At 57.0% G+C, this 25,211-nt stretch carries 24 protein-coding genes; 17 read left to right on the plus strand and 7 right to left on the minus strand.

Annotated features, from left to right (window positions below):
• Positions 1-24: 24 nt before the first annotated feature.
• Positions 25-717: a DUF599 domain-containing protein gene (locus K3754_RS01770; protein WP_259940351.1), complete on the minus strand. Its 693-nt coding sequence runs from the start codon at positions 715-717 to the stop codon at positions 25-27.
• An 81-nt stretch (positions 718-798) separates the two neighbouring features.
• Here K3754_RS01770 and K3754_RS01775 point away from each other — a divergent pair, with 81 nt between their 5' ends.
• From K3754_RS01775 to K3754_RS01800, 6 genes are all read left to right on the plus strand, one after another.
• A complete protein-coding gene (locus K3754_RS01775) occupies positions 799-2,247 on the plus strand; it encodes an FAD-linked oxidase C-terminal domain-containing protein (RefSeq protein ID WP_259940353.1) in 1,449 nt (482 codons plus the stop codon).
• 59 nt (positions 2,248-2,306) lie between these two features.
• Entirely contained in the window at positions 2,307-3,425 is a 1,119-nt protein-coding gene (locus K3754_RS01780; RefSeq protein ID WP_203209321.1) for an FAD-binding protein, read from the plus strand.
• A gap of 39 nt (positions 3,426-3,464) precedes the next feature.
• Complete coding sequence (glcF, locus tag K3754_RS01785; RefSeq protein WP_259940355.1) at positions 3,465-4,796, plus strand: glycolate oxidase subunit GlcF; 1,332 nt, start codon at positions 3,465-3,467, stop codon at positions 4,794-4,796.
• A 95-nt stretch (positions 4,797-4,891) separates the two neighbouring features.
• Positions 4,892-5,680 carry a serine protease gene (locus tag K3754_RS01790; protein WP_203212236.1) on the plus strand — a complete coding sequence of 263 codons (789 nt, stop codon included), beginning with the start codon at positions 4,892-4,894 and terminating at the stop codon, positions 5,678-5,680.
• A gap of 119 nt (positions 5,681-5,799) precedes the next feature.
• On the plus strand, positions 5,800-6,507 hold the full coding sequence (locus K3754_RS01795; protein WP_203209319.1) for a serine protease: 708 nt from the start codon (positions 5,800-5,802) through the stop codon (positions 6,505-6,507).
• 129 nt (positions 6,508-6,636) lie between these two features.
• Positions 6,637-7,107, plus strand: coding sequence for an Hsp20 family protein (locus tag K3754_RS01800; RefSeq protein WP_203209318.1), 471 nt, complete (start codon positions 6,637-6,639; stop codon positions 7,105-7,107).
• A gap of 101 nt (positions 7,108-7,208) precedes the next feature.
• Here K3754_RS01800 and K3754_RS01805 read toward each other — a convergent pair whose 3' ends face one another.
• Both K3754_RS01805 and K3754_RS01810 read right to left on the minus strand, forming a co-directional pair.
• Positions 7,209-7,487, minus strand: coding sequence for a YiaA/YiaB family inner membrane protein (locus K3754_RS01805; RefSeq protein WP_203209317.1), 279 nt, complete (start codon positions 7,485-7,487; stop codon positions 7,209-7,211).
• Between the two features lie 19 nt (positions 7,488-7,506).
• Positions 7,507-8,190, minus strand: a complete 684-nt coding sequence (locus tag K3754_RS01810; RefSeq protein WP_259940361.1) for a PspA/IM30 family protein — start codon at positions 8,188-8,190, stop codon at positions 7,507-7,509.
• A 108-nt stretch (positions 8,191-8,298) separates the two neighbouring features.
• On the opposite strand from K3754_RS01810, the gene K3754_RS01815 reads away from it, so the two are divergent.
• Positions 8,299-8,925 carry a TetR/AcrR family transcriptional regulator gene (locus K3754_RS01815; protein ID WP_203209315.1) on the plus strand — a complete coding sequence of 209 codons (627 nt, stop codon included), beginning with the start codon at positions 8,299-8,301 and terminating at the stop codon, positions 8,923-8,925.
• A 55-nt stretch (positions 8,926-8,980) separates the two neighbouring features.
• On the opposite strand, the gene K3754_RS01820 is transcribed toward K3754_RS01815, so the two are convergent.
• Positions 8,981-10,453, minus strand: coding sequence for an NAD-dependent succinate-semialdehyde dehydrogenase (locus tag K3754_RS01820; protein ID WP_259940366.1), 1,473 nt, complete (start codon positions 10,451-10,453; stop codon positions 8,981-8,983).
• A 96-nt stretch (positions 10,454-10,549) separates the two neighbouring features.
• Between K3754_RS01820 and K3754_RS01825 the strand changes: the two genes are divergently transcribed.
• The 9 genes from K3754_RS01825 to K3754_RS01865 all read left to right on the plus strand — a co-directional run bounded on the left by K3754_RS01825 (position 10,550) and on the right by K3754_RS01865 (position 20,007).
• Positions 10,550-11,338, plus strand: coding sequence for an alpha/beta hydrolase (locus K3754_RS01825; protein WP_259940369.1), 789 nt, complete (start codon positions 10,550-10,552; stop codon positions 11,336-11,338).
• A 14-nt stretch (positions 11,339-11,352) separates the two neighbouring features.
• On the plus strand, positions 11,353-12,570 hold the full coding sequence (locus K3754_RS01830; protein WP_259940372.1) for an MFS transporter: 1,218 nt from the start codon (positions 11,353-11,355) through the stop codon (positions 12,568-12,570).
• 120 nt (positions 12,571-12,690) lie between these two features.
• Complete coding sequence (locus tag K3754_RS01835; RefSeq protein WP_203209311.1) at positions 12,691-13,767, plus strand: hypothetical protein; 1,077 nt, start codon at positions 12,691-12,693, stop codon at positions 13,765-13,767.
• A 27-nt stretch (positions 13,768-13,794) separates the two neighbouring features.
• Positions 13,795-14,916, plus strand: a complete 1,122-nt coding sequence (locus K3754_RS01840; protein WP_259940376.1) for a hypothetical protein — start codon at positions 13,795-13,797, stop codon at positions 14,914-14,916.
• A 54-nt stretch (positions 14,917-14,970) separates the two neighbouring features.
• The gene (locus K3754_RS01845; RefSeq protein ID WP_259940378.1) at positions 14,971-16,908 is read left to right on the plus strand and encodes an ATP-binding protein; all 1,938 of its coding nucleotides are present in this window, start codon (positions 14,971-14,973) and stop codon (positions 16,906-16,908) included.
• 3 nt (positions 16,909-16,911) lie between these two features.
• Positions 16,912-17,739: a hypothetical protein gene (locus tag K3754_RS01850; protein WP_259940381.1), complete on the plus strand. Its 828-nt coding sequence runs from the start codon at positions 16,912-16,914 to the stop codon at positions 17,737-17,739.
• The gene (locus K3754_RS01855) at positions 17,736-19,091 is read left to right on the plus strand and encodes a DUF6638 family protein (protein WP_259940384.1); all 1,356 of its coding nucleotides are present in this window, start codon (positions 17,736-17,738) and stop codon (positions 19,089-19,091) included. Before K3754_RS01850 ends, K3754_RS01855 begins: the two co-directional genes overlap by 4 nt.
• Before the next feature lies 1 nt (position 19,092).
• Entirely contained in the window at positions 19,093-19,359 is a 267-nt protein-coding gene (locus tag K3754_RS01860; RefSeq protein ID WP_203209307.1) for a hypothetical protein, read from the plus strand.
• 12 nt (positions 19,360-19,371) lie between these two features.
• The gene (locus tag K3754_RS01865; protein ID WP_203209306.1) at positions 19,372-20,007 is read left to right on the plus strand and encodes a DUF1523 family protein; all 636 of its coding nucleotides are present in this window, start codon (positions 19,372-19,374) and stop codon (positions 20,005-20,007) included.
• Positions 20,008-20,111: 104 nt separating this feature from the next.
• Here K3754_RS01865 and K3754_RS01870 read toward each other — a convergent pair whose 3' ends face one another.
• On the minus strand, positions 20,112-21,689 hold the full coding sequence (locus K3754_RS01870; RefSeq protein WP_259940388.1) for a beta-1,6-N-acetylglucosaminyltransferase: 1,578 nt from the start codon (positions 21,687-21,689) through the stop codon (positions 20,112-20,114).
• Between the two features lie 144 nt (positions 21,690-21,833).
• Here K3754_RS01870 and K3754_RS01875 point away from each other — a divergent pair, with 144 nt between their 5' ends.
• The gene (locus K3754_RS01875; RefSeq protein ID WP_203209304.1) at positions 21,834-22,652 is read left to right on the plus strand and encodes a sulfotransferase family protein; all 819 of its coding nucleotides are present in this window, start codon (positions 21,834-21,836) and stop codon (positions 22,650-22,652) included.
• 3 nt (positions 22,653-22,655) lie between these two features.
• Here K3754_RS01875 and K3754_RS01880 read toward each other — a convergent pair whose 3' ends face one another.
• Both K3754_RS01880 and K3754_RS01885 read right to left on the minus strand, forming a co-directional pair.
• Positions 22,656-23,369, minus strand: a complete 714-nt coding sequence (locus K3754_RS01880; RefSeq protein ID WP_259940391.1) for an SGNH/GDSL hydrolase family protein — start codon at positions 23,367-23,369, stop codon at positions 22,656-22,658.
• Positions 23,370-23,453: 84 nt separating this feature from the next.
• Positions 23,454-25,109, minus strand: coding sequence for a hypothetical protein (locus tag K3754_RS01885; RefSeq protein WP_259940393.1), 1,656 nt, complete (start codon positions 25,107-25,109; stop codon positions 23,454-23,456).
• Positions 25,110-25,211 lie beyond the last annotated feature (102 nt).

Raw genomic sequence — 25,211 nt, forward strand, 5'->3', positions numbered from 1 at the left:
ACGAGCTTGATATAGGTATTCTTTTCAAGTTTTCAAAAGAATTTCACGTGACAAGGAGGCGAATTCCCGCCGCCAGATCACAATCAGTGTGATTATTGCACCAATAATCAAAGGCAGGGCCCCCGCCAGCCATGCCACACTGGCCAACGCGAAATAGACAGATCGCAAACCCCGGTTAAAGCTGCGTGCAGCTGTTATGTTCAGCTCCGCCGCCTTGTCTGCCATACGGATGGCATCGCTATGGCCGGGATCATTTGGAACGGCTGCCATCACGACAGAACAATAGCCAAACAGACGGTTTGACCATGCAAATTTCAAGAACGCATTGGTCAGGAAGAACACCACAAGCAGTAGCTTGATTTCCCATACAATGCGAGGCTGGGCCTCCGTGGTCAGGTCTTGGGCGACATTTGCAAGGCTGTCGGCATTGCCCATCAGCGCAAGCGTGCCGCCGATCGCGATAACGCTTGTGGAGGCAAAGAAAGACGTGCCCTGCCGCAGCGTCGCGACCGTTTGCGCGTCGAAGATGCGCGGCTCACGGGTGATCATCTGGCGCATCCATTCGCGGCGATATCCGGCCATGATCTTGGAGACCGATGGCCGCTTCGCCGTAGGATGTTCCACCCGCCAACCGACAATCAGCCAAAGTGCCAGATTGATGGCGACAGCGGCAAAGTCGAGCGGTTCAAAAAGGGTGAGTTGTGCAGGCCAATCCATGACGGGGTGATAGCGAGTGTGGATAGAACTTGCCAGATCGATAAATTGGTAATATAAACTTACCAAATTTGAGGTGCCGTTATGGAAATGCCAAAACCCGATCAAGAAGTCCTCTCGCGCAAAGCGCGGATTGTGGCCCGTTTGAGGGAGGTTCTGCCAGATACGGCCGTCATCCATGACGAGCGGGAAACGCGTGCCTATGAATGTGATGCGCTGACCGCATACAAATGCCCTCCCATGGTCGCGGTGCTGCCGCAGAACACCAAGGAGGTCGCCGCGGTTTTGCGGATCTGCCACGAAGAGGGTGTGCCGGTGGTGCCGCGCGGGTCTGGCACGTCGCTTGCGGGTGGGGCGCTGCCGACGGCGGACTGCGTTATTCTGGGCGTCGCCCGGATGAATGATGTGATCGAGACCGACTATCAAAACCGGTTGATCCGCGTGCAAACGGGACGCACCAATCTGAGCGTGACGGGCGCGGTGGAAGAAGACGGGTTTTTCTATGCACCGGACCCGTCATCGCAGCTGGCCTGTGCCATCGCTGGCAACATCGCGATGAACTCGGGCGGGGCGCATTGTCTCAAATATGGCGTGACGACCAACAATCTGATGGGCGTGACCATGGTGATGATGGATGGCGAGATCGTCGAGATTGGCGGCGGTCATCTGGATTCGAGCGGGCTGGACCTGCTGGGGCTGATCTGCGGATCTGAGGGGCAGCTTGGCGTCGTTACAGAAGCGACTTTGCGTATCTTGCCGAAGCCGGAAGGCGCGCGCCCGGTGTTGATGGGGTTTGACGACAACGAAGTGGCAGGGGCCTGTGTGTCGGACATCATCAAGGCGGGGGTTTTGCCCGTTGCGATTGAATTTATGGACCGGCCCTGCATCGAGGCCACGGAGGCCTTTGCCAAGGCGGGCTATCCCATGTGCGAGGCGCTGTTGATCGTCGAGGTTGAAGGGTCAGAAGCCGAAATTGACCACCAATTGTCGTTGATCATGGAGATCGCGCGCCGCCACAATCCGGTGGAATTGCGCGAAAGCAAATCGGCCGAGGAAAGCGCGGCGATCTGGCTGGGCCGGAAATCGGCCTTTGGTGCGATGGGGCAGATCAACGATTACATGTGTCTGGACGGCACCATCCCGGTCAGCAGTTTGCCGATGGTTTTGCGGCGGATTGGCGAGATGTCGGAAGAGTTCGGTCTGAAGGTTGGCAATGTGTTTCACGCTGGCGACGGCAACATGCATCCGCTGATCCTGTTTGACGCCAACAAGCCTGGTGATCTTGAGCTTTGCGAGGCGTTTGGCGCCGAGATCCTCAAGCTTTGCGTTGAGGCGGGTGGATGTTTGACCGGTGAGCATGGTGTGGGCATCGAAAAGCGCGACCTGATGCATGTTCAATATGCGCCTGCGGACCTTGAGGCGCAGATGGCAGTGAAAGATGTGTTCGACCCCGGTTGGCTGCTGAACCCTGCCAAGGTGTTTCCATTGGACGCCTCCGAGGCACGGCGTGCCCCGCCATTGGCGGCGGAGTGATCCAGCCCAAGATCGGGGGCCAGCCCCCGGACCCCCGGAATATTTAAGGCCAAAAAGAAATGAAGATCACATCAGAGAAAGACTTGGTTGAGGCTGTTCGGGCTGCGGATGGGCCTATGGCCATTTCCGGTGGCAACACGCGGGGCTTCGCGCCCGCTGGCGCAGAACTGTCCGTGGCTGGGCTGAGCGGGATCACGCTTTATGAGCCTGGTGCCCTGACCATGGTGGCGCAGGCCGGAACGCCCGTGGCCGAGATCGAAGCGGCGCTGGCGAAAGAAAACCAGCGGTTGGCGTTTGAGCCTATGGATCATCGCAGTGTTCTCGGCACCACAGGCACACCAACCATCGGAGGGATTTTTGCCGCCAATGTCAGCGGACCCCGCCGGATCGCCGTTGGGGCGGCGCGTGACTTCCTTCTGGGGGTGCGGTTCGTGGATGGTGCTGGCGCGGTGGTGAAGAATGGCGGGCGGGTTATGAAGAATGTGACCGGCTATGATTTGGTCAAGCTGATGGCTGGGTCTTTTGGCACGCTTGCTGTGTTGACCGAGGTGTCGTTCAAGGTTTTGCCCTGTCCTGAGACCGAGGCGAGTCTTGTGTTGCATGGGATGGATGATGTGCAAGCGATTGCGGCGCTAGCCCGCGGAATGGGCAGCCCGTTCGAGGTGACTGGCGCGGCGCATGATCCGGCAAACGGGCAGACCGTGATGCGCATTGAGGGGTTTGAGGCTTCCGTGGCTTACCGGATGCAGCGTTTGAAAGATTTGCTGGCAAATGCGGGCGGCGAGATCTCGGAATTGGATGCCGCCGCATCTGCAACGTTCTGGACGTCGCAGCGCGATGTTGCCGCTTTTGCTGAAGGTGAAGGTGATGTTTGGCGGGTGTCGTGCAAGCCATCGGATGCGCCGGCACTGGCTGCCAAAGCGGCAGCGGAGGCACATTGTTATGACTGGGCCGGAGGCCTGATTTGGATGCGCACGGTTGCCGGCACGGATGTGCGGGCACGGATGAGTGGGTTCGATGGTCACGCCACATTGCTGCGCGGGGCCGATGAAACACGCGCGAAGCTGGGTGTGTTTCAACCTGAAGCGCCTGGTGTGGCGCGGCTCACGGCGGGCCTGAGAGCGCGGTTTGACCCACGCGGCATTTTCAACAGCGGCCTGATGGGCGCGGCGCAGTAAGACTGCGCTGGGACAAAGATTAAGATTGGCGGAACCACGATGCAGACCACCTTTACACCCGAGCAATTGAACAATCCCGCCATTGCCCGCAGCAATGAGATTCTGCGCGCTTGCGTGCATTGCGGATTTTGTACGGCGACCTGCCCAACCTATCAGGTGCTGGGTGATGAATTGGACAGCCCGCGCGGGCGGATCTACCTGATCAAGGATATGTTGGAGAACAACCGTGACCCGGACGCCAAGACGGTCAAACACATTGATCGTTGTCTGAGTTGCTTGGCCTGTATGACGACCTGCCCGTCCGGCGTTCACTACATGCATTTGGTGGATCACGCGCGGGAGTATATCGAAGAGCGCTACAAACGGCCCTTCTCGGATCGTGCATTGCGTTGGATTTTGGCGCGAATCTTGCCCTATCCGACCCGCTTTCGACTGGCGCTATTGGGGGCCAAGATCGGTCGGCCATTTGCGCGCATGATGCCGGATGCGCGGCTGCGGGCAATGCTGGAGATGGCGCCAAAGACCATTCCGCCGGTCAGCCGCAACGATGATCCGCAGAGTTTTGCGCCGGAGGGACCGCGCCGCAAGCGGGTGGCCCTTATGACGGGGTGCGCACAGAAGGCGCTGAACACCGATATCAACGATGCCACCATTCGCTTGCTCACCCGGCTGGGCTGTGAGGTGGTGGTGGCCGAGGGCGCAGGATGCTGCGGGGCATTGACCCATCACATGGGCAAAACCGATGAGAGCCATCGCACCGCTGCCAAGAATATCCGCGCCTGGAGCGTGCAGATGGATGCCGGTGGGTTGGATGCAATTGTGATCAACACCTCCGGTTGCGGAACAACGGTCAAGGACTACGGGCATATGTTCCGCAATGAGCCTCTGGCAAAGGACGCCGCGCGGGTGTCCAAGATCGCAAAGGACGTGTCTGAGGTGCTGATCGACTTGCTGGATGAAAGGCAAGTGCAAGCGCCGCCTGAGCCCCTGACCGTGGCCTATCATGCGGCCTGTTCGTTGCAACACGGGCAACAGATCAAGACTTTCCCCAAAGATCTGCTAAGGCGGGTGGGGTTCACAGTGGTGGAACCTGCCGATCCGCATCTGTGCTGCGGATCGGCAGGGACGTACAACCTGATGCAACCGGAGATTTCGGGGCAGTTGAAAGACCGCAAGATCAAAACCCTTGAGGCCAGGAACCCAGATGTGATCGCAGCGGGCAATATCGGCTGTATGATGCAGATCGGGTCCGGTGCGTCGGTGCCGATTGTGCACACGGTCGAGCTGCTTGATTGGGCCACCGGTGGACCCAAACCACCTGCGATGACCGGCGGAAATGCGCACAATCAAGGCGTGCCACGCTTGCGTTGAAAAATTGCCGCAATTTTGCCGTATCTGCCCCGTAGTGCCTAAGTATAGACAAGAACGGGGATGGTCTTTTGCGGCGCTGGATGGCTCTTTCACTCATGGCTCTTGTTGTCACTTCGGCAGCATATGCACAGGATTCGCGGCTCAAACGGTTGGAAACCGGAGTGACGGGAAAAGCCTGGGAAGCCGTCGGACGTCTGGACATTGACGGGCGCGGATTTTGCACTGGCGCATTGATCGCACCACGGCTGGTTTTGACTGCTGCACATTGCCTCTATGACAAGGAGACAAAACAGCGGATTGATCACGGCAACGTGCAATTCCTCGCCGGGTTCCGCAACGGACGTGCGGGTGCATACCGCGATGTTCGGCGGGCCGTTGTGCACCCCGATTACGTTTATGATGGCGAGGTTTCTTCGCAGCGAGTGCGCAATGATCTGGCCCTACTGGAACTGCAACGCCCGATCAACAACACAACAATTACCCCCTTCGCCACCGCGGCACGGCCCCGCCCGGGAGATCCTGTCGGCGTGGTCAGCTACGCCCGCGACCGGTCCGAGGCGCCTTCGCTTCAGGAACGGTGCAACGTTCTGGCGCAGCAGGAAGGTGTGCTTGTCACCTCATGTGCGGTTGATTTCGGGTCAAGCGGGGCTCCGATCTTTACCTTCGCAAATGGCGCGCCGCAGATCGTTTCAGTTGTTTCGGCCAAAGCCGAGGTTGAAGGGTCTGATGTTTCTTTGGGGACCTCCCTGGGTGCGCCACTGGCCGTGTTGCGGGCCGAATTGGTTGCGGGAAAGGGCGTCTATTCATCCTCCGACGCTGCGCCACAGCGGATCGTGGCGGGAGATGCCAACCGCCGCACCGGCGCAAAATTTGTGAAACCATGATGGGGCTGTCGCGGCATATCACCTGCGCTGTATTGGCGCTTGGTCTATCTGCTGGCGGCGCAGCCGCACAAAATAATCCTTCATCAAATCTGCGGTCCCTGGACACCAAAAACGAAGCAATGGTCTGGCAGGCGGTCGGCCGGTTGGACAGTGCCAAGGGCAGCTATTGCACGGGCACGCTGATCTCACCTGATCTGGTCTTGACGGCCGCGCATTGTGTTTTTGCAGGCAATGATCTGGTCGACCCCTCCGATCTGACGTTTCAGGCGGGGCTGACCCACGGAACAGCTGCGGCCAAACGTCCGATCTCGCAGATTGAAGTGCTCAATACCTACGATCCTTCTGATGGCATGAGCGCAAAAAATATCCGCACCGATGTTGCACTTGTCCGTTTGGCTGAGAGTATTCCAACCCATGAGCTTGATCCGTTTCGGGTTTATTCGGGGCAATTGCCCAGAGGACCGGTAAGCGTTGTCTCCTACGGCAAAGGCCGGTCAGAGGCGCTTTCCCGGCAGGATCAATGCCAGGTGGTGCATGCGCATTCCGGTCTGCTCGGCCTTGACTGCGATCTGACCTTCGGGTCCAGCGGTGCGCCAGTGTTTACCCATTTGAACGGGCGCGGCCAGATTGTCGCGCTTATCTCTGGCGGTGGATCATGGGGCGGGCAGGAAGTGGCCCTGGGTATGGTTTTGCCAGAAGTTGTCGGCGCGTTGAAGCGACAGATGCGGGCCAATAAACCTGCGCCCCGCGCACGGGTGAAACGTTTGACCGTGGGCGGCAACAAAGATGGCACAGGGGCAAAGTTTGTGACCGCAAAAGGGTCTTGAAAGGCCGGATAACCATTCCCACATGAATGATGTCCAAGGCGCCTAGTGAGGGTCTTGGGCAATGAAAAACGGGCCTGTCCAATGGTGGAAGGCCCTGAAGTTCAATCGCTCTAAGATGAGGATGACCAAATGCGTAGTTATGATTTTGCACCGCTTTACCGTTCCACAGTCGGGTTCGACCAGATCGCCAACATGATGGATCGTGTGCTGAGCAATGATGGTGCCACACCCAGCTACCCCCCTTACAACATTGAAAAAACCGCCGATGATGCCTATCGGATTTCCATCGCGGTTGCCGGTTTCTCGGACAGTGATCTGAGTGTCGAGGTGCGGGAAAAATCGCTGATTGTTTCGGCCCGCAAGGCGGACGAAGACGAAGAAAAGACCTATCTGCATCGCGGCATTGCAACCCGCGCCTTTGAGCGCCGGTTCCATCTGGCCGATCATGTGCATGTGACCGGGGCCGCCCATGCCGATGGGATGCTGCACATTGACCTGGAACGGCAAATGCCAGAAGCCCTGAAACCGCGGCAGATCCAGATCGCCTCTGACCGTGCGGTTCTGGACAAGGACGTGGTCGAGGCCAAGTCTGTCAACTGAGCGTTAGGAGCCGCGAGCACCAAGGGCGCTTAAGATACTTCGCTGAACCAGAAGCGGCGGCCACCAGCCGTACGGTGGCCGCCTTTGCTTTGCGCTGAGGTTTAGATCAATTCCTCTCCTGCATCAGCCAGGAGGCGCTCCGTGCGGGCATCTTCGATCTTGTTGTGTATGCGGTCGGATTCTTCCACATCGCGCAGGGATTTGGTGATCGCTACCGTCGCGCTGACCAGCATGATCGCTGCCATGGCGTAAAAGCCCTTGGCGGCAAAGCTGGCTTCGAGGAAATAGATCCCCCCGGCCATCATGCCGGCGGCCACGGCAAACTGAAGATAGGTAAAAAGGGTCCAGCTGGACGAAGGTTTGTTGGCGTAAGCGTTCATCTTATGTCTCCTAACAAAGTTAATTGGAATTGATGTCTTTTTTCAGCCGGGTGAGCACATCCTCGGCTGATGTTGTTTTGGCCGCGCCCATGCCAGCGGCGGCGAGGCGATCACTCAGCGCTTCTGCGCTGGTTTCAGACGACAGATCTGACATGGCTTGCAGGGTGGTATCTGCTAGTTTCTGGCGCTCTTGCAGCCGGGTGAGTGTGCTGGCCGCATCCGCCAGTGGGCTGCGCGCAGAAACCTGCGCGCCAGCGCGCATGGATTGGGTTTTTCCGGTGGCCTCGGCCAGACGTTGACCGCGTTTTAGCTCGGCCAATTGGGCCTCACTTTGGCGCAAAGCCTGGCGCAGTGCGGCGATATCCTGGGCGTAGGTTTGAACCACTTTGCGTAGAGAAGCGCGTTCCGCCTCAAGGCCCGCAATTGCCGACGCGGCTTCGGCCGCGAGGTCTTCGCGCCCCTGTTCCAATGCAGCCCGCGCGCGGGTTTCAAGATCGGCCAGTTGCGCTTCAAGCGCCTCAAGCGCTTTGCGTTCGCGGGCCTCATAGGCCATCGCAACAGCAACCGCTTTGCGCGCGCGGCTAACGCTTTCGGCGGCCTCACGCATTTGCTGGCGCAGCAGCGTGAGGGCATTGGCATCAAGAAATGATTGGGTGCGATCGACAGTTTGACCGCGTGCAAGTGAAAAAAGTTGTTTGAGCATAGGTTGGTTCTCCGATACATGAACACTGTTCACGATGGGAACATGGGTGAAGTGTGAACAATGTTCAAGTCTTTTTTTGAACGTTGTTCAATTTTTTTCGAGGTGGGGATGAAAACGAATTTGAGCAAAAAGAAGCAGGATCTGCTTGAACGTCTGATTGACGCCGCCGAGGCCGAGGTGGCGCAGCGGGGCTTGCGCAGCCTCAAGGCACGGGACATTGCGACCAAGGCAGGCTGCGCGCTTGGTGCGCTTTATACGGTGGTTGAGGATCTGGATGATCTGATCACCCATGTGAATTCGCGCACCCTGCGCCGGATGGGGGCCTCTTTGCGCGAAGCACTCCCCAAAGGCGGGCGGCCGGTTGATGCGTTGCGGGCCTTGGCGGCCGCCTATGTCAGCTTTGCGTTGGATCACACCCGGCTTTGGGCGGCGATCTTTTACCAGCAATTGCCAGAGGGGCGGGAGTTTCCCGATTGGCACAAAGCCGATTACCCGGTCCTGATTGAGCAAATCATCGCGCCGCTGTCAGAACTGCTGCCCGAGCTTGAGGAAGAGGCTCTGACGATCCGGGCGCGCACGCTTTATGCTGCGGTGCACGGGGTGGTCTCAATGTCGATCCATGGGCGCTATGTGGGCGTGCCAAAGGAGATGCTGCATGCGGAAGTGGATGCGCTGCTGGATGCACTTGCCCGAGGGCTTGAGGGGCCAGCCCCTCAAACGCCTCGGAGTTTATAGTGCCAGTGAAGAAGGGGTCTGGCCAATATGGTCGGACCCTGTTTGGGCGCTGCGGTCAGACGCTCATGCAGATGTATTTCATCTCCAGATAGTCTTCGATGCCGTGGTGGCTGCCTTCACGGCCGAGGCCGGATTGTTTGACGCCGCCAAAGGGGGCGACCTCGGTTGAGATGATGCCGGTGTTCACGCCCACGATCCCGTATTCCAGCGCTTCGGCCACTTTGTAGACCCGGCTGAGGTCGTTGGCGTAGAAATAGGATGCCAGACCAAAGATCGTGTCATTGGCCATTGCGATCACCTCGTCTTCGTCCTCGAACTTGAACAGGGGGGCGAAGGGGCCAAAGGTTTCGTCCTGCGCGACCTGCATGTCTTGAGTGACGCCAGTGACGATGGTGGGGGGAAGGAAATTGCCGTCCATCGCGCCGTTGCCGCCGAGAATCACGGTTGCGCCCTTGCTGATCGCGTCGTCGATGTGCTCTTTGACTTTTTCGCCGGCGGCGGGGTTGATGAGCGGACCGAGGTCCACGCCTTCTTCAAAGCCATCACCGATTTTCATCTGTTCCACGCGGGCTTTGAGTTTTTCGGCAAAGGTGTCGTAGACGCCGGATTGCACATAGATGCGGTTGGCGCAGACGCAGGTTTGGCCGTTGTTGCGGAATTTGCACATGATGGCGCCTTCGACCGCCGCATCAAGATCGGCATCGTCAAACACGATGAAGGGGGCGTTGCCGCCCAGCTCCATCGAACACTTCATCACCTGATCGGCGGCCTGCTTGAGCAAGATCCGTCCCACTTCGGTGGATCCGGTGAAAGTCAGTTTGCGCACGGCAGGGTTTTCACAGAACTCCTTGCCCACTGCAGAGGACGAGGAGGACGGCACCACGTTGAAGACCCCTGCGGGGATGCCTGCACGTTCGGCCAGCACGCCCATCACGATAGCGGAAAGCGGTGTTTCAGCGGCAGGGCGGGCGACGAAAGAACAACCGGCGGCCAGCGCGGGCGCGGCCTTGCGGGTGATCATTGCGTTGGGGAAGTTCCACGGCGTGATTGAGGCCGCCACGCCGATAGGCTGTTTCAGCACCGTGATCCGTTTGTCGCGCTGGTGGCCGGGGATGGTTTCACCGTAGATGCGTTTGGCCTCTTCGCCAAAAAACTCGATGAAGGAGGCACCATAGGCCACCTCGCCTTTTGCTTCGGCCAGTGGTTTGCCTTGCTCTGCGGTCAGGATCGCGCCGAGGTCGTCCTGGTTTGCCATCATCAGGTCGAACCATTTGCGCAGAACGCCTGCGCGTTCCTTGCCGGTCCAGCTGGCCCATTCTTTCTGGGCCGCTTCGGCTTGGGCGATGGCGCCGGCCACCTGGGCGCGGCTGAGGTTGGCCACCTTGGCGATCACATCGCCGCGGGCTGGGTTTGTCACGTCAAAGGCGCCATCTTCGCCATCCACCCATTTACCGCCGATATAGGCGCGGGTTTCGAGCAGGCTGGGATCTTTGAGCAGGGATTTGAGATTCGTTGTAGCGTCGGTCATTTGGGTGTCTCCGCGTTTTGGTTGTGCTACCCAAAGCAAGTAAGTCTATGATTGTCTAGGTCCAGTTTATGGGCTGAATACCTACAGGAGCCACAAATGAAGCTTGATGATGCCTATGCCAATGGTGCCTACATTGATGGCGCTGACGAATATCCGCCGCGCTGGGCTGCGGCTGCGGCTGCTTTTCGCGCCGAACTTGGCGCGCGGGCGCAGGTTGATGTTTCCTATGGCGGATCGGATCGGGAGGCTTATGATTTTTTCCAGCCCGAGGGCGTGTCGCGCGGCACGCTGATCTTTGTGCATGGCGGCTATTGGAAGGCATTTGACAAGAGTTCGTGGTCCCATTTGGCCGCCGGGGCGTTGGCGCGGGGCTGGGCGGTTGCCATGCCCAGCTATGTATTATGTCCGCAGGTGCGGATCAGTGAAATCACGGCCCAGATTGCCGCGGCAGTGCGCCATATCGCCAACCGGACTTTTGGGCCAATTGCCTTGGCGGGCCATTCTGCCGGCGGGCATCTCGTGGCGCGGATGATGGATCCGCTGGTGTTGCCGGGGGATGTGCGGAGCCGGATCAAGACGGTTGTGCCGATCTCGCCCGTGGCGGATCTGATGCCTTTGTTGCAAACGTCGATGAACGTTGATCTACGGCTGGATGAGGCAGAGGCCATGGCCGAAAGCCCGGTCAATATGATCCCGCCGCATGGGGTTGCCGTGACGGTTTGGGTTGGCGCGGAAGAGCGCCCCGTGTTCCTTGAGCAAGCCGAAGCCCTGTCGCGGGCTTGGGGCGCACGGCAGGTGGTGGATGCGGGCAAGCACCATTTTGATGTGATCGATGCGCTGGCAGATCCTGAGCATGAGTTGACCAATATTTTGGTCAGCGGGTGATCGCGGCCACACCGATGGCGCGCAACATTGCGTTGTACCCATGGTTCAAGTTCTTTCAAAACCTCGTGTTCTGGCAGGCGATCTGGTTCTTGTTCTTTCAAAAGGAGTTGTCGGGCGCCGAGGCGATCATGCTTTATGCCATCTATGATGTTGGCACGACCGCGATGGAAGTTCCTTCAGGCTATATGTCTGATCGATTGGGCCGGAGGCGGACGCTGATTGTGTCAGGTATTGCGGCCAGTGCCGGTGCGGCGTTGATCGCCTTTGGCGATGGCTTTGCGACCTTTGCCTGCGCGCAGATTTTGTTGGGGGCCGGAGCGGCTTTTGCATCGGGAACCGACAATGCGTTTTTGTATGAATCGCTCGCAGCAGATGGCCGGGAAGCAGAAACCGAGGCGCAGGAAACCCGCAGTTGGCAGTTTTCGTTGATCGGGCTTGCCCTGTCTGCGTTCACGGGCGGGGTGATGGCGCAATGGGGCTATGGGCTGGCCTTCGCTGCGGGTGCAGTGGCTCAGATGGCTTGTTTTATCGTGGCATTGCGGTTTTGTGAGCCGCCGCATGAGATAAACCGGACCGAGACCGCCGGTCCGGTGTTCCAGGCGCGGCTGTTTCGTTCTGCCATGGGTGTGCCGGTTTTGGTCTGGCTGTTTACGCTATCGGTGTTGATGTATGGATTTAGTCATATTCCCTTCGTTTTTGGCCAACCTTTCATCGCCGAAGCCCTGCGCAATATAGGATTACACGGTGACGCGCCGATGGTCAGTGGCGGTGTTTCCGCGATTATGATGTTGGTGTCCGCTATCGCCACTCTGTTTGCGCTGCGGCTGCGCAGGCGGTTTGGTCTGGCGGTGCTATTGATGCTGGCCTTTGGGATTCAGGTGGGGTTGATTGCGACATTGGCCGTGACCAACAGTATCTTTGCTATCGCGGTATTGTTCTTGCGTATGGTGCCCAATTCCCTGTCGCGGCCCTTTATCATCGCGCGTATGCAACCTTTGCTGAGCGACGCAGGGCGCGCCACGTTCCTGTCTGTGCAGAGTTTCGCAGGCAGGCTGCTGTTTGCGGGCAGTTTGCTGCTCGCGTCGGTGCAGGTTTCGGATCGAACGGCTATGGCTTATGATGATATCCGCCTGACCTTGGGCTGGTACGCATTGGTAGGCATTTTATGCCTGATGGTGCTGTTGCTGACCCTAAGGTGGGCCGGTGTGCAGCAGGAGAGGCAGACAGATTGATCTGCCCTTTTCAAGGTCAGGGCCATTTGGCACAATCGAGAAAAGTTTTGAACGCGCTGATGTAAATCAGCGTAACATTGCCTATATATGGGCTAAGATATTGATATAGAGGATCGTTTGATGGCCAATTTGGATGCACAGGTAAAAGAATCCCAGGCGCAAGTCGCCGAAGCGCAAAGCAAGATTGCCGAGTTGACGGGCCGGATCGAAACCGCACGTGCCAAATTGAAAGCTGGCGACGATGCGATGATCGACATTGAAAATGCCACACTCGAAGATGTGCATGCCCATACAGAGGTGATGAACGCTAACATCGCCGAGTTGATCATGGGACTGGACGATGTGACCGCCGGATTCAGCCGTGACTTTGACGAGATGCGCAACAAGACCGGTTGGGAAACCTTTGTCGGGATCTTCTCAGGGGCGAAGTCGGATAGCATGCGGCAGGAACGGGTGAGGTCCGCCTCTATCGACGACAAATTGCAGGATTTGATCAGCAAGTCCGACGTGATTGTGCAACTGCTCGAAGGGCAGCTGGCGATGCTGGAAGAGCAGAAAGTCAAGGTCGAAAGCAACCTGACCGAAACACTGGACGAGCGCGAGATGACGGTGGGAGAACTGGAAACCATTCGCAGCGATATTGGCGGGATGGACCCCGATATTATCAAGCTGGAAAATGCGATCGCCAGCGAGACCGATGCCGCAAAGCGCACCAAGCTGGAAACCGAACTGGCCGAGATGAACACCCGCTACAATGCGCTGGTGCAGGAAGAGCAGGTCAAGCTGGCCAAGTCGCAGACGCTCGAGCGCTATATCGAAAAGGGCAAGACCTGGATCGATTCCCTGCAGAACCAGGCGGCGACCCAGATGGTGTTGATCAACAAGCTGCAGACCGACACCAAACAACGGGTCGTGCTCTATGATGCGCTGACCAAATCGCTCAAGACAGCACAGCAGCAGGACGTCGCCCACCGGATCAACGAGATCGGCGTAAAAACCGACCAAGAGGCGCAATCTGCCATGGCGGGGATTGGTGCCGCCACCAATGCGCGGATGGCGGAGATGATGGAGAAACACGAAGATCACATGGTCTTTGCCCGCGAAGTGCTGGAGGCGAAAGCCAAGGCGGATGAGCGTTTCGCCCGCCGGTTCCAGAAGATCATCGAGAAGCATGACAGCAATCAGTATGGGGCTTAATCAGCTTGTTCTTGCGGAACACCAAAGATGACTGACCCCGCTCGCGACCACGTCGGCCTTATGGATACCTTTGCTTCGCGCCGGTATTTCCGCAAGTTCGAGGGTATCATGCAGCATATGCTGCGCGTGGCCGGAGTGATGGAGGCGGAAAGCAAGTTGAACCGGGATGAGGTGGAAATCCTGACCCGCTATGCGGTGATGTTGACCCACACGTTCAAGGCGCTGAGCCTTAAGTATCTGTTGGTGGGGCGGGAAACAGGGCGTTTTTTTGGCTCGCTCAGTATCGACAATCGCGACAGTGGTTTTCCGGTGGCCGAAGAGCTGATGACGATGGCCAATGATGCGCAGCAGGCGGCCAAACATCTGGAAAACATGCCTTCGGTTGCCACGCTCAAGAACGAAATGGTCCAAATGATCCTGGGCGACAGGAAGGTGCCGACCAAGCTGCAATTCGCGTTGTCGCAGCGGCTTTATTACGAGGAACTGATCAAGGGGGATCTGTTCTGGGTGCAGAATGATCCGCAGGCCGATTGGACCGGAAATCTGAGCGAAGGACGGCGCACTTTCCGGCTGCATTGGGCGACCTATGACAGCCAAGTGAACCTGCCGGTGATCTATCTGATGGAGCTGGAGGACAACGGCAAGGTTGGGCTGCCCAAGGATGAACGACGCTGGCCGGAGGTGCAGGCGCATCTGTCGGCGCAGGCGCTGGGCGGGCTGAAGCTGGTGACAATTGCGCGCGGTTTTGATCAGGATTTTGACGACCTGCACCCCAAGCGGTTGCGGCGGTTTCATGTGGGTCCGATGTACAGCCATGCCTTTACCCGGCAGGCCGGGCCGCTGCGCGATGTTTTGGCTGACGCCAAAGCGCCCGAGGGGCAGGATTGGGCTTTGGTCTGGACCGAAGAGGAATTGGTCAGCGACCGGGTGATCGAAGAAAAATCGGGCTGGTTTAGCACTGTTGAACGGGAGGTCTTTGCGCTGGATCCGTTTGGCGGCAAGGGCGCCGATCTGGGTGCCACCCGGCAAGAGCGCAGCATCATCCTGCCGCAACGCCCCTATCAGGTGTTGGAAGAGCAGGATCCACCGGGGTTTGCCGCCGTGCGAAAATTTGTCGTGAGCGGATCGGGGCAAGTGCTGCGTTATTAATTTTTATGCCTCCGGCGGGAATATTTAGAGCCAAAAAGGGAAGGCCCTTACAAGATGAGCCAGATTTCAGATGCGATGGAACTCCGCGAGGAGGATATTCAAAAACATGTGCCGATGGCGCAGGCGATGTTGGACGGGTTTGATCACGCGCCGCGGATTGGCAAGGCCACCGGCGATGACAGCGTGGCAGAGCAATCATCGGGCCTTGGCACGCGGCGGCGGTTTCGGACCACCACACCGGGGCTAGTGACACGGCGCAGGGTGCCGACCGGGGCAGTGCAATTGATTGCGCGGATTGAAGGCGCGGATGAAGGCGATACGTTGATCAGCCCGATGCAGGCGACGGTGCTGCATGTGTTACGCCGCGCGATAGCGATTGCCTTGGCGGTGGCGGAAAACGTGGCGGAGCAATCGGGGCTGGGCGATCTCAAACGCGCCAATCTGGAGGGCTCATTGCCGGCGGCCCGCAAGAGCGAGTTCAGCGAGCTTCTGTCGGCGGAGGCCCTGGTGACGCTCTATGTGTTGGGCAATGCCACGGCCTATCTGATGTCGTCGCATCTGTCCGAGACCACTGTGGAGGTGGGCGAGGTCGATGAGGTCTTGACCGACAACGGACAGGTCGCACTGCACGGCGCATTGTGGGAGTTGGATCAGGACATCGCCGCCCATGCGCAGGATGATGCGCGGCTGGTGGCGACGGTGGCGGCCTTTGCCGAGAGCCTGATGGAAAAGGTTGCCCTGCGTGCCCAGACCGCGCCGCGCCTGGAAGGATTCAAATCTGCCGCCTGGCGGGTTGAGGCGGATGATTTCACCGTGCGTGGGTTCAGCCCGGCCTCCAAGGCGAAATCAACCACGCTGACCATGACCTTCAAAAAACCCAATGAGGTGGTGGGCAACCACATCGCCAAATATCAGGCGATGAAGCTGGCCAAGATGCTGATGGCTTATGATTTTGACCGGCGGCTGAACCCCTTTGCCGAGTTGGGCGGTTTTATCTTTACCTTTATGGGGGATGGCGCGCCGGGGACGGGGAAAACCACGCTGATCCAGATGATGGCGGGGTTGATTTCGGAGTATTGCGGCAATGCCGGATATCCGTTTCGGTATCAGAACCTGAGCACCGATAATATCGACAGTTATCAGGGGAAATCGGGGCAGAACGCCAAGGCATTTATCAACAATATCATTGATCCCTCGGTTATTGGCTTTGGCACGATTGATGATATTGACCAGCTGGCGGGCAAACGCGGTGACAGGCAGTCCTCAGCGGGCCAGCTTGAGATCACGGCGGTTCTGATGGAGAGCTTTGCCGGGGCCAATACCGTTGTGCGGGGGAACTGCACCTTTGGGATGTTCTCGAACTATCCCGAAAACGTCGATGATGCCTTGCGCCAAAGGGCCGGTGCGCGTTTCTTGGTCGATGGGCCGCAAACGCGGGAGGACTACGTCGATATCCTCTATCTGCTGATGGGCAAGAACCACGATATTCCGCTGGGCGATCATCAGGTGTTTGAGGCGCAAGCGATCAAAAAGGCAGTTGCTGCCTCGTTCGAGAGCCATGCGCGCCCGCATGAGGCGGGGCTGATCGAGGTTTTCGAGGCGGTGCAGGCCAGGATCGGTGTGCTGGATACGATCAACAAGCTGGGCAGTTACCTCAAGGCGATCCAAGAGGCCGATCCGCGGTTCACCGGGCGGGCGATCAAGAACATCACCGACGCGGTCAAGGTGCGGGCGATGGATTTTGAGCTGCCGGATGAATGGATGGAAGAGCCCGATCTGTTCCTGTTCAAGGATTATGAGACCAAAAAGGCGATGATCAGCGATCTGCGCCAGCCGATCACGGTGGAGATGGTGGTGCAGGAGATCAACCGCTATGCGGACAGCGAATTCCGCTATGCCGACAAATCCGACGAGGTGGCGATCGAAAACGCCGTGCGCGAGATGAGCCGGATGGAAGAGGCGAAGAAACGGTATTTGGGAAGGAGTGGCTAGAAATTGCCAGCAGAGAACAAATTCTTCCGTTTCAATAACCCTATTCTTTGGGGCGTTCTTGCTACTGCGTTTGTGATCGCTTTTGGCGTGATTTTGGGCATTCTGCAGAGTTGCGAATCTATTGCCAACGGTGCGCAAGAGTGCTCACCAAAGTGGCGCGTTTTCTTAGCGTCAAAACCTAATGAAGTCGGCGACACCCTTGCTGGATTTGCCGGTGCACTTGCATTTGTGTGGCTGATAGCCACGGTGTGGCTTCAAGGCCAAGAATTAGCAGCGCAAAGGGAAGAGTTGTCAGATCAGCGCAAAGCAACTCAAGATATGGCCAAAGCCCTCGAAGCGCAGGCCGAAATTGAGCAAAAGCGGCTTACTCGAGAGGAACGGAAATCTTTCGATGCAGTATTTGAGGAACGACTAATTCGACTTGGAGAGTCCTTTTTTGGATTCGAAGATCATGAGCACACTTGGACAATTGCTGAAGACAGATCGACAGCAAGAAAAGAAGAGATGATTAGGTTAATTGCTGGTCCTAGCGGCAAGAGCAGCGGCTACGGCTACATTCTGGAGGAAATTGACACTTATTTCCATCGTGTGAAGTCAATCCTAGCTGCCTCAAATGGAAAAGGCTTCAAAACCAAGCCGTTTCTTGAACCACGGTTTTCTGAGCTTCTCGCTGCGGTGGAGTCAGTGCTTGAGGCAAATGATCAGGGGACTCTCGCGTGTAGAGAGAAGGCCAAGACTATGAGATTGAAGGAATTCTCCTCAAGCCTCCAGGGTATCATGCGGAACGAAAAGTTGTGGCATCAGCGGTTCTCTACGGATACGACCAAATGAACCGCCTCATCCGCCACGGCCTCATGTTCGGCAATCTCTTCCATGTTGCCTCCCCCGCCTTGGTGGAGCGTTACAACCGTGCGTTGGAACATCTGACCGGCAAGACCACCGATCTGAGCGACTTTCACATCGACATTTCCGGCTATTCCCCCGAGGTCGGTGACGCGTTGGACGATCATCTCTATCTCAACCATGCGGGGGTGAACCGGCAGTTTATCCTGCTGAGCATGGAGCAACGCAGATGTCCTTTGTTGAACACCAAATTCTCCACCTCGCGGGAGATCTTGCAGCAGTTCATGGATGCCAATGAGGCGCAGCTCTTTGCCCTGACTGCGCGGGATGCGGTGACGGGGGAGTTGGTGAATTCGGTTTATGACGTCAGCACGCCGGCGCGACTGTTTGATATTCGCCGGGTCGAGATTGAGGCGGATACCACGGGCGGCACCTTGCGGGATGCGGAGAAGCTGGGCGGTTTGGTGGACCGGTTCAAGAGCGAGCCGGACGGTTGGTTTGATGATGTGTTGATTGCCGAGATGATCACGCTGGCAGGCAAAACCGGGGACGTGATCCGCAATCCGGTCAAGCTCAAGCAGATGGGATTTGATCAGCGCAATTTCTGGACCGCGCATTTTGGCGGGCTGTATCTGTTTCAGGATCTTGATCATCCGGCGCTGATTGCCCCTGCGGGCAAGGATGGGCTGGAAGATCTGCCGATAAAATACGTGTTTGATGGGGGCAACCGAAACCAGATCGCGAAGTTTTTTGACTACAACGATCTGGTGGAGCCGATTGTGAAGGCGCGGGGCGTGGATGCGGCGGCGATCCTGCGGCAAAAGATGGATTTCATTCTGGTCGATGCGGTGGCTGATCTGGGGGTGGATTTGTCTGGTGCAAACCGGGCGGATATGCGCAGGCTGGCGCGGCATCACGGTGACAAGCTGCCGCCGGAGTTTCATGCGCTGGGCGCATTGGTGCGCTGGGCCGAGAATGGCGGGGCATGGCCGCGGATCACTTCGGATCATCCGGCCTATTTCTATACGCTTCGGGCGTCGGACACCAAGGATGCGGCACTGGTGAATATGCTCTTGGCGGAGCTGGCACCCAAGGATGCACGGCAGATGTTCATTTGCCACAAGGAACTGTTCTATCGCACCTATGCAGGCTGGGCCGAGACCAAGAAGGCCTATGTTGCCGATTTTCTTGTGGCCGAGTATCAGGTGGACAAAGCCGGTGCGCGGGCCGCGCTTTTCGGGCATGATGCGCCGATGGAAGAGCCGCGCAGGGCCAGGCCCGATCCGGTGTCAGAGATGATCGCGCGGGTTGGCCCCTGGGGCGCGGTAAGGAGGCGATAAGATGTTCGCATTGGCACGGCTCGTGGTGGTTGGATTTGTCGTTCTGACGGTGATCTATGTCTGCCTGTCGTTTTACTCCCGCGCGGTGCGCAAGGGAAAGCTGCGGCAGAAGTGGCAGGACGGACCGCAGAAAGTGGACCGCGAAACCTTCGTGCAGCGCGGGCTTGAGAAATACGATGGATCTATCCGGCGCAAGCTGATCCTGGGTGTTTATGTTGTTCCGGTGGTGGTGGTCGGCGTGATCATCTACCTCACCAATTTTTCCTGAAGGAGCCATCAGATGGCGATTATCAAATGGGTTTTCTGGATCACCTTCTGGGTGCTGGTGGGGTGTTTCTTTCACTACACTTTGCCGCAGGTCGATATCGTGCGGGTGACAGACACCTATGAAAAGCGGATCGATTTTGGCGAGAACTCGATCTTTTGGGCGCAAGCGGATGTGGGCAGCGATGGCACGGCGGTGAACCGCGATGTGTTCTTTATCCAGACGCGGCGCGCCAAAGGCGATGTCATGGTTTACCGCAATGAGGATACGGGCTGGGGCTGGCCGCCCTATTTCAAATTCGACACCTCCAATCTGCAGGCTGAGGCGGCCGATGCCAAATCCACAGGCGAGGCGGCAAAATATGTTGCGATCAAACATTATGGCTGGCGTAATGAATTCCTGTCGATCTTTCCCAATGCCATTTCGATCCGGGCGGTGGACGGACCGGATGCGGCGAAAGGTATTCCATGGTTGAACATCTTTATTCTCGTGGTGTTCTTTGCCATCGCCTATGCCATCTGGGTGCGCTGGCGACGGTTCCGCATGGCGCGGATCGACCCGACATTGGAAGCCATCGAGGACGATCTGGTCGAAAAGCGGGGGCGTTTTAGCCGCTGGATCGGCACATGGCGTGCCAAAGACAAGAGTTAACCTGATCGGGCGGCGTTGCCGCATGCGATATCTGGGCTGATGAGGGGGCTGCATGCCCCCTCAAACTCCCCCTGGAGTATTTAGGGGCCAAAAAGGGCAGAGGGTCAGTCGGCAAAGAGGTGGTCGGTTTGTGTCACCTCGGCGGCTTTGTCCGTGGGGATGTTCAGGAAATGGCCAAGTTCCTGCGCATTTTCGTCCGCGCCGGCGGTTTCGCGCATCCGGCAGTGGTTCTCAAACTCGGCATCGTTGAGCTGATCACGTTCGTGCAACATGTCATTGCGGATGGTGGGCAGCAGCCGGGCCAGCGTGTCTTTGGAGGTTTGATCGCCTGCAAGGCCGACCCGCATGGCATGGCCAATCAGGTAATCGTCCGAGAACTGGCATTCGATTTCCAGGATGCGGGTGACGGACCGGTCCGAGGCAAAGTCATTCAGTAGGTCCAGATTGCTGGGGTCCATGCAAACGATCAGGCGGTCGGTTTCGAAATAGTCAAACAGCATGCGCATCAGCGCGCGGCGGTGGCGCGTGCGTTTTTCCAGCGTATTTTGAATGCCGCCAAGATCGGGCAACGGTGTGTCTTCTTCGTTAAAGAGGTATTCAATGGCGGGAACATTGGTCACTTGCCGGATGCGTTCAAGCACCCGTTTGGCCACGTGCCACTTTTTGCACACCACGATCAGCAGTTCGCGTTCACGGCCAAGCGTGCTTTCGGTTTCCCAGAAACGGGTCGCAAAACGGCGACCAACGCGGCCACGGCCACTGAGAAATTTGAACAGGCTGCGGCCTTCGTTGCTAATCTGGAAATCCACACCTTCTGCCGCATAGAGCAGGCCGAGCCTGCGTTTGAGATCCTGCGCTTCGGGGCTGATTTTGCGGGCAAAGAGGTAATCCTGGCTGAGCAGAAGATCGTAGTGATCATTGTAGAAAGTGACCGGCATCCCGTAGTCGGTGAACATCAGGAAGGTCAGAGTGCGGGCGCGGATCTCGTTCTCCGGCACCAGATGCCGGACGAGGGTCTGAAAAAAGGTTTCATCCGGGATCCATGTGGTGCGGAAAAACCGTAGTACATCGCGGCGTTTCTGGATGAATTCCAGCACCGATTCAACGGTGTTTCGGCGTAGGCACCACCATTGGCTGCCAATCTGGATTTGCAGATCTGCCGGAATTTTCCGTTTGAGACCAAAGCGTTTTTGGGCCTCGAACATCGCGTAGAACAGTTTTTTGTGGGTCCGTTCGTTGACGTAGTGGCGGTAGATCAGACGTTCCTCACGCCAACCGGTCTTGATCCAATCGCTTTCGAAATAATCAAAGCTCTCGATGAAATCGGCATCGTTGTCGTCAAGAAACCTGTGGGTGTATTCGGCGGTCTTGATGGCCATGCAATCGCCCGAGAGCATGTAGAAGTGCGTGGCTCTGGGGAAGGCATCGACCGCGGATTGAACGGCATAGATCGTTGCCTGGACCAGGGACCATTCACCCCAGCCACATTTGATCCGTTTGTGTGCAAAGGTGACGTTGGGATTGTCGGCAAGGGCCGCCTGGATCTCGCGAAAAGCATCGGCATCTGCAGAGGCGTCAAAGTGGATTGACATATAATCACCGGCTGCCGTCAACCGCTCGGCCTGCCGAATGATGGCAGCCGGGTCTTTGTGACACAGCAAGATGTAGGCGATTTTTGCCATACCTGAAACGAACTGCCTCTTTACCTCTGTTTGTTTACCTAGATAATGGTGAAGGTGGATTGAATAAACAGAATTTATCCCTTTTTTGGGGTTATCGCGAAACTGTTGTGAAAACAGTCGCAGCCGGCAGGAGGCAGGAACGCTATGGGGTTTCCCGGAACATGGATGACGGAAAGCGAAAGCGTGGTCTATCGGGTGGTGCCAAAATGTGCCTGCTCAACCATCGGGCAAATCATGTATTACTCTGATCATGGGGCGTTTTTTGACGGCGATATCCATGATGCCCAGTCCGGGTTGCACAAGTGGGCACTGGATGCGTCACAAGATCCGATCACCCGCAACGTGACGGCGCATAAATCCTTTGCCTTTACCTGTGTGCGCAACCCTTACACGCGTGTCCTGTCGTCGTTCTTTGACAAGATTTGCGGCATTCAACGCAACGGGCGGCGGTATCGCGGCAACCTGGTGCCGCTGCTGATCCAGAAATACGGGATTGAGGTAGGCGGCGAGGATGGCAAACAGGAGTTTGACCAGATCGCCAGCTTCCGCCGGTTTTTGTTGTTTGCCCGTGACACGATCCGCTGGCGGCGGCCGATGGACCCTGACATTCACTGGTCTGCGCAGGCAGGGCATGTCAGCACGTTCATTGTGAACGGCGGCAAATATGACAAGATCGTTTGGACCGAAAGCTTCAACGACGGCATGCAGAGCGTTCTGGATTCAATCCAGACCCCGCATTCGGTGAAACTGGCGGATATTCCACGGTTTAACGAAAGCGAAGGGCACGGGCCCAAAAGGGCGCATCCGGTGGAAGACTATTTTGATGATCTTTCGATGCATCTGGTGCGTGAGATCTACAAGCGCGATTTCACCTTGTTCAAATATGATTTTGACAACCCCGGAAACAAAATGCCTGTGGGCGAGATTGATCTTGATGAGGTCCATGCCAAGTTGGGCGATTGATCGTTACTTCTTGATGTTTCGAATGGCTTGGGCGATCCTCTTGGTCGCGGCGGCGCTGCCTTTGGGCGAGGGGTGAATCATGTCAGCGGCGTGAAAACTGCGATCGCCATGCGGCACCATGTCCGCCAGTGAGACAAAGCTGATGCCAGCGTCCTGTTTCGCCATCACGTTGATCCGGGCCTCCAATGCGTCACCCACTTTGCGGCAGTGCTCGATGGGAGAGCCAAGGCCGGGGCTGCGCAAGTAACCGACATAGATGACCTTGGCGCCGCTTTTGCGGGCCGTGTTTACGGCGCTGGGGATTTCACCTTTGCGTCCGTCCGGGGAAATCAACCGGTTCAACCGCTTGCGGCATCGTGTGCAGCCGCAGCCCATCCACAGATCGTTGCCGCCGCCGTTCATCACGACAAAATCCCACGGGCCGGGGCGATATTGCTTGGCGATGTTCATGCCCAATGCCCCGGTGATCGGCAGGCGGTAGACAAACCGCGCCCCCGTGACCGCGCGGCTTTGGACGTTGGCCTGCAGGTCACGGCGCAGCAGGCTAGGCACTGCCGATCCGGCAGAGCCATTTGAAGTCATGAAAGAATCGCCCATGACAAGGATGCGAAGCGGGTCTTTGGCCAGGCTGGGGCTGGGCAAGAAAAGCGCAAGTACTAGAAGGGATCGTGCCGCAATATTGTGCATCTTATGGACCTTAACTGCATCATTGGTCATTCGAATTGCAAATTAATGCGGCAGCAATGTGGAGGCAATTCACGCTCTGTTTCGTTTAGCTTTGTGCGTTGTCTGGCCCCGGCATTATTCAAGCTGCTCCGTTGCTTCAGCAAAACTTGCGGGATCATACCAAAGCTCTTCGATAGAGGCATTGAGATATCCCGCGCAGGCCGGCTCATTGTTTGCCGGTTCGCGCAGGGAGGCGTGAGCGGTGGCTTCTTCTCCCCTGAGTTCTCGGCACTGTTCGGCGCCTGGTGAATAATGCTCGCAGCTCGCTTGGTACAACAGATAGGCCCTGAGATAGGGACAAAGGATTTGATCGGCGAGATTGGTTTGCTGCAGGAAGCGTCGCCAATTTGGAAGTCGGGCCAGATCTTCGGCGGATATATCAGAAGCCTTGGAGTAGGTTTGATATTGGTTGAGCTTATACCTCATCATTTGGAGGAGCGACGCTGCGGGATCATCTGAAAAGACAATTGAGTTACGCATCGCAAGATCACCGGAAAAAGTGCTCTCAGGAATGTTTCTTTTGCTGACAATGGTGGCAACTTTTGCCCAATGGTACGGTGAATACGGCGAGGCCCGCAGGCGGCGCATTGCAAAATCATCGTTTTGCGAGTCACGGGCGTGGCGTTGTTCTTTGGTCAGGTGATTTGGGACAAGGTGGTGGCTGGTTTGGTTGTCTGCATCCGTTTCCGTTGCAACTTTCTGCCCAAATTCAACGCCATCGATCAATTCAAGTAGATCCAGATTGTAGGGGTCGTGATCCAGAAACACCTTCGCTTGGTCGAGCCTGGCCCACCTAAAGCGTTCAAAGAATGGATCGCGGTCCCCATGTGATGTGCGAGCAATAAAAGCGAGGCGCTCGGCCAGAAATCGAAAATGGGCCAGTTCAAACTGATCGACGGGCGCCGTCAGCAGTTGCGCTTTGGCCCAGGCGATCTCCTTTTTTGTCCAGTCTTGATAGGTTTTGGTTCTGATCAGAAAATCCAACTGATCCATCACGAGTGCAGGATCTTCAATTTTCCAAAGTAATTTTGTGGCTTCTGCTCTGAGATCGGAGCTCTTCGATTGGTTGGCGGCCTGAAGAATGCAGCGATTTTCGATTATCCTCTGCATGTAGCGGGTCGGAAAATTCTCACTTGCCGACTTGCAAAAGGACATGATCATTTCGAAAGACAGATGATAAACGGTTGGGAGTGTTCTTTGCAGCGTTCCCCAGTTCGGTCTTTCTTTCATCACCAAGTCAAAGGCCTCGAGCGAAGAAGGAATGCCAAAGTTATTGCGACCTAGCTCCCGCACGACCGCATCGGATACAGGAATAAGATCCGGGCTGCTCCGGTAAGCTGCGGCCACCAGGTCAAAAATCTGGCGATGCATATGGTGCGCCACCTCATTGGAATAGGTGTTCCGTCCCCACTGCACATAATTTGCGGCGTTGTAGAGGCTCCAAGCCCTTGAGATCTGTGCCTTGTGGTTTTCCGGATCTTTCTCGAGCCAGTCAGAGACAAATTGGACAGCAGCGGGGTGTGATCGCGACAGGGTGATGTAAAGCGCCCGAATGTTATCTGCATCCCGGTTACCAGCCAGATAATCGGCCTGTGCCGTTTCCAGCAGGTGATCAACTTTTTCAAAATCGCGGGCAATAATTGCCGCTCGAACCTTGGAGGGGGTGATATCTTGTGCGTTGCATAGGCTTGCCCATAGAACAGCACAGGTGAGAAAGAAAATTGATCGCATGGTGGTGCCTTTGTTGTTTGAAATGCAACCTTATGGCGAAATGGGGCGTTATTAAGACCGCATGGTGATCTGACCTTCAATAATTTAAAAGATTGCTCGTGC

This window comes from Sulfitobacter sp. M368, from assembly GCF_025141875.1.
Lineage (GTDB): Bacteria > Pseudomonadota > Alphaproteobacteria > Rhodobacterales > Rhodobacteraceae > Sulfitobacter > Sulfitobacter mediterraneus_A.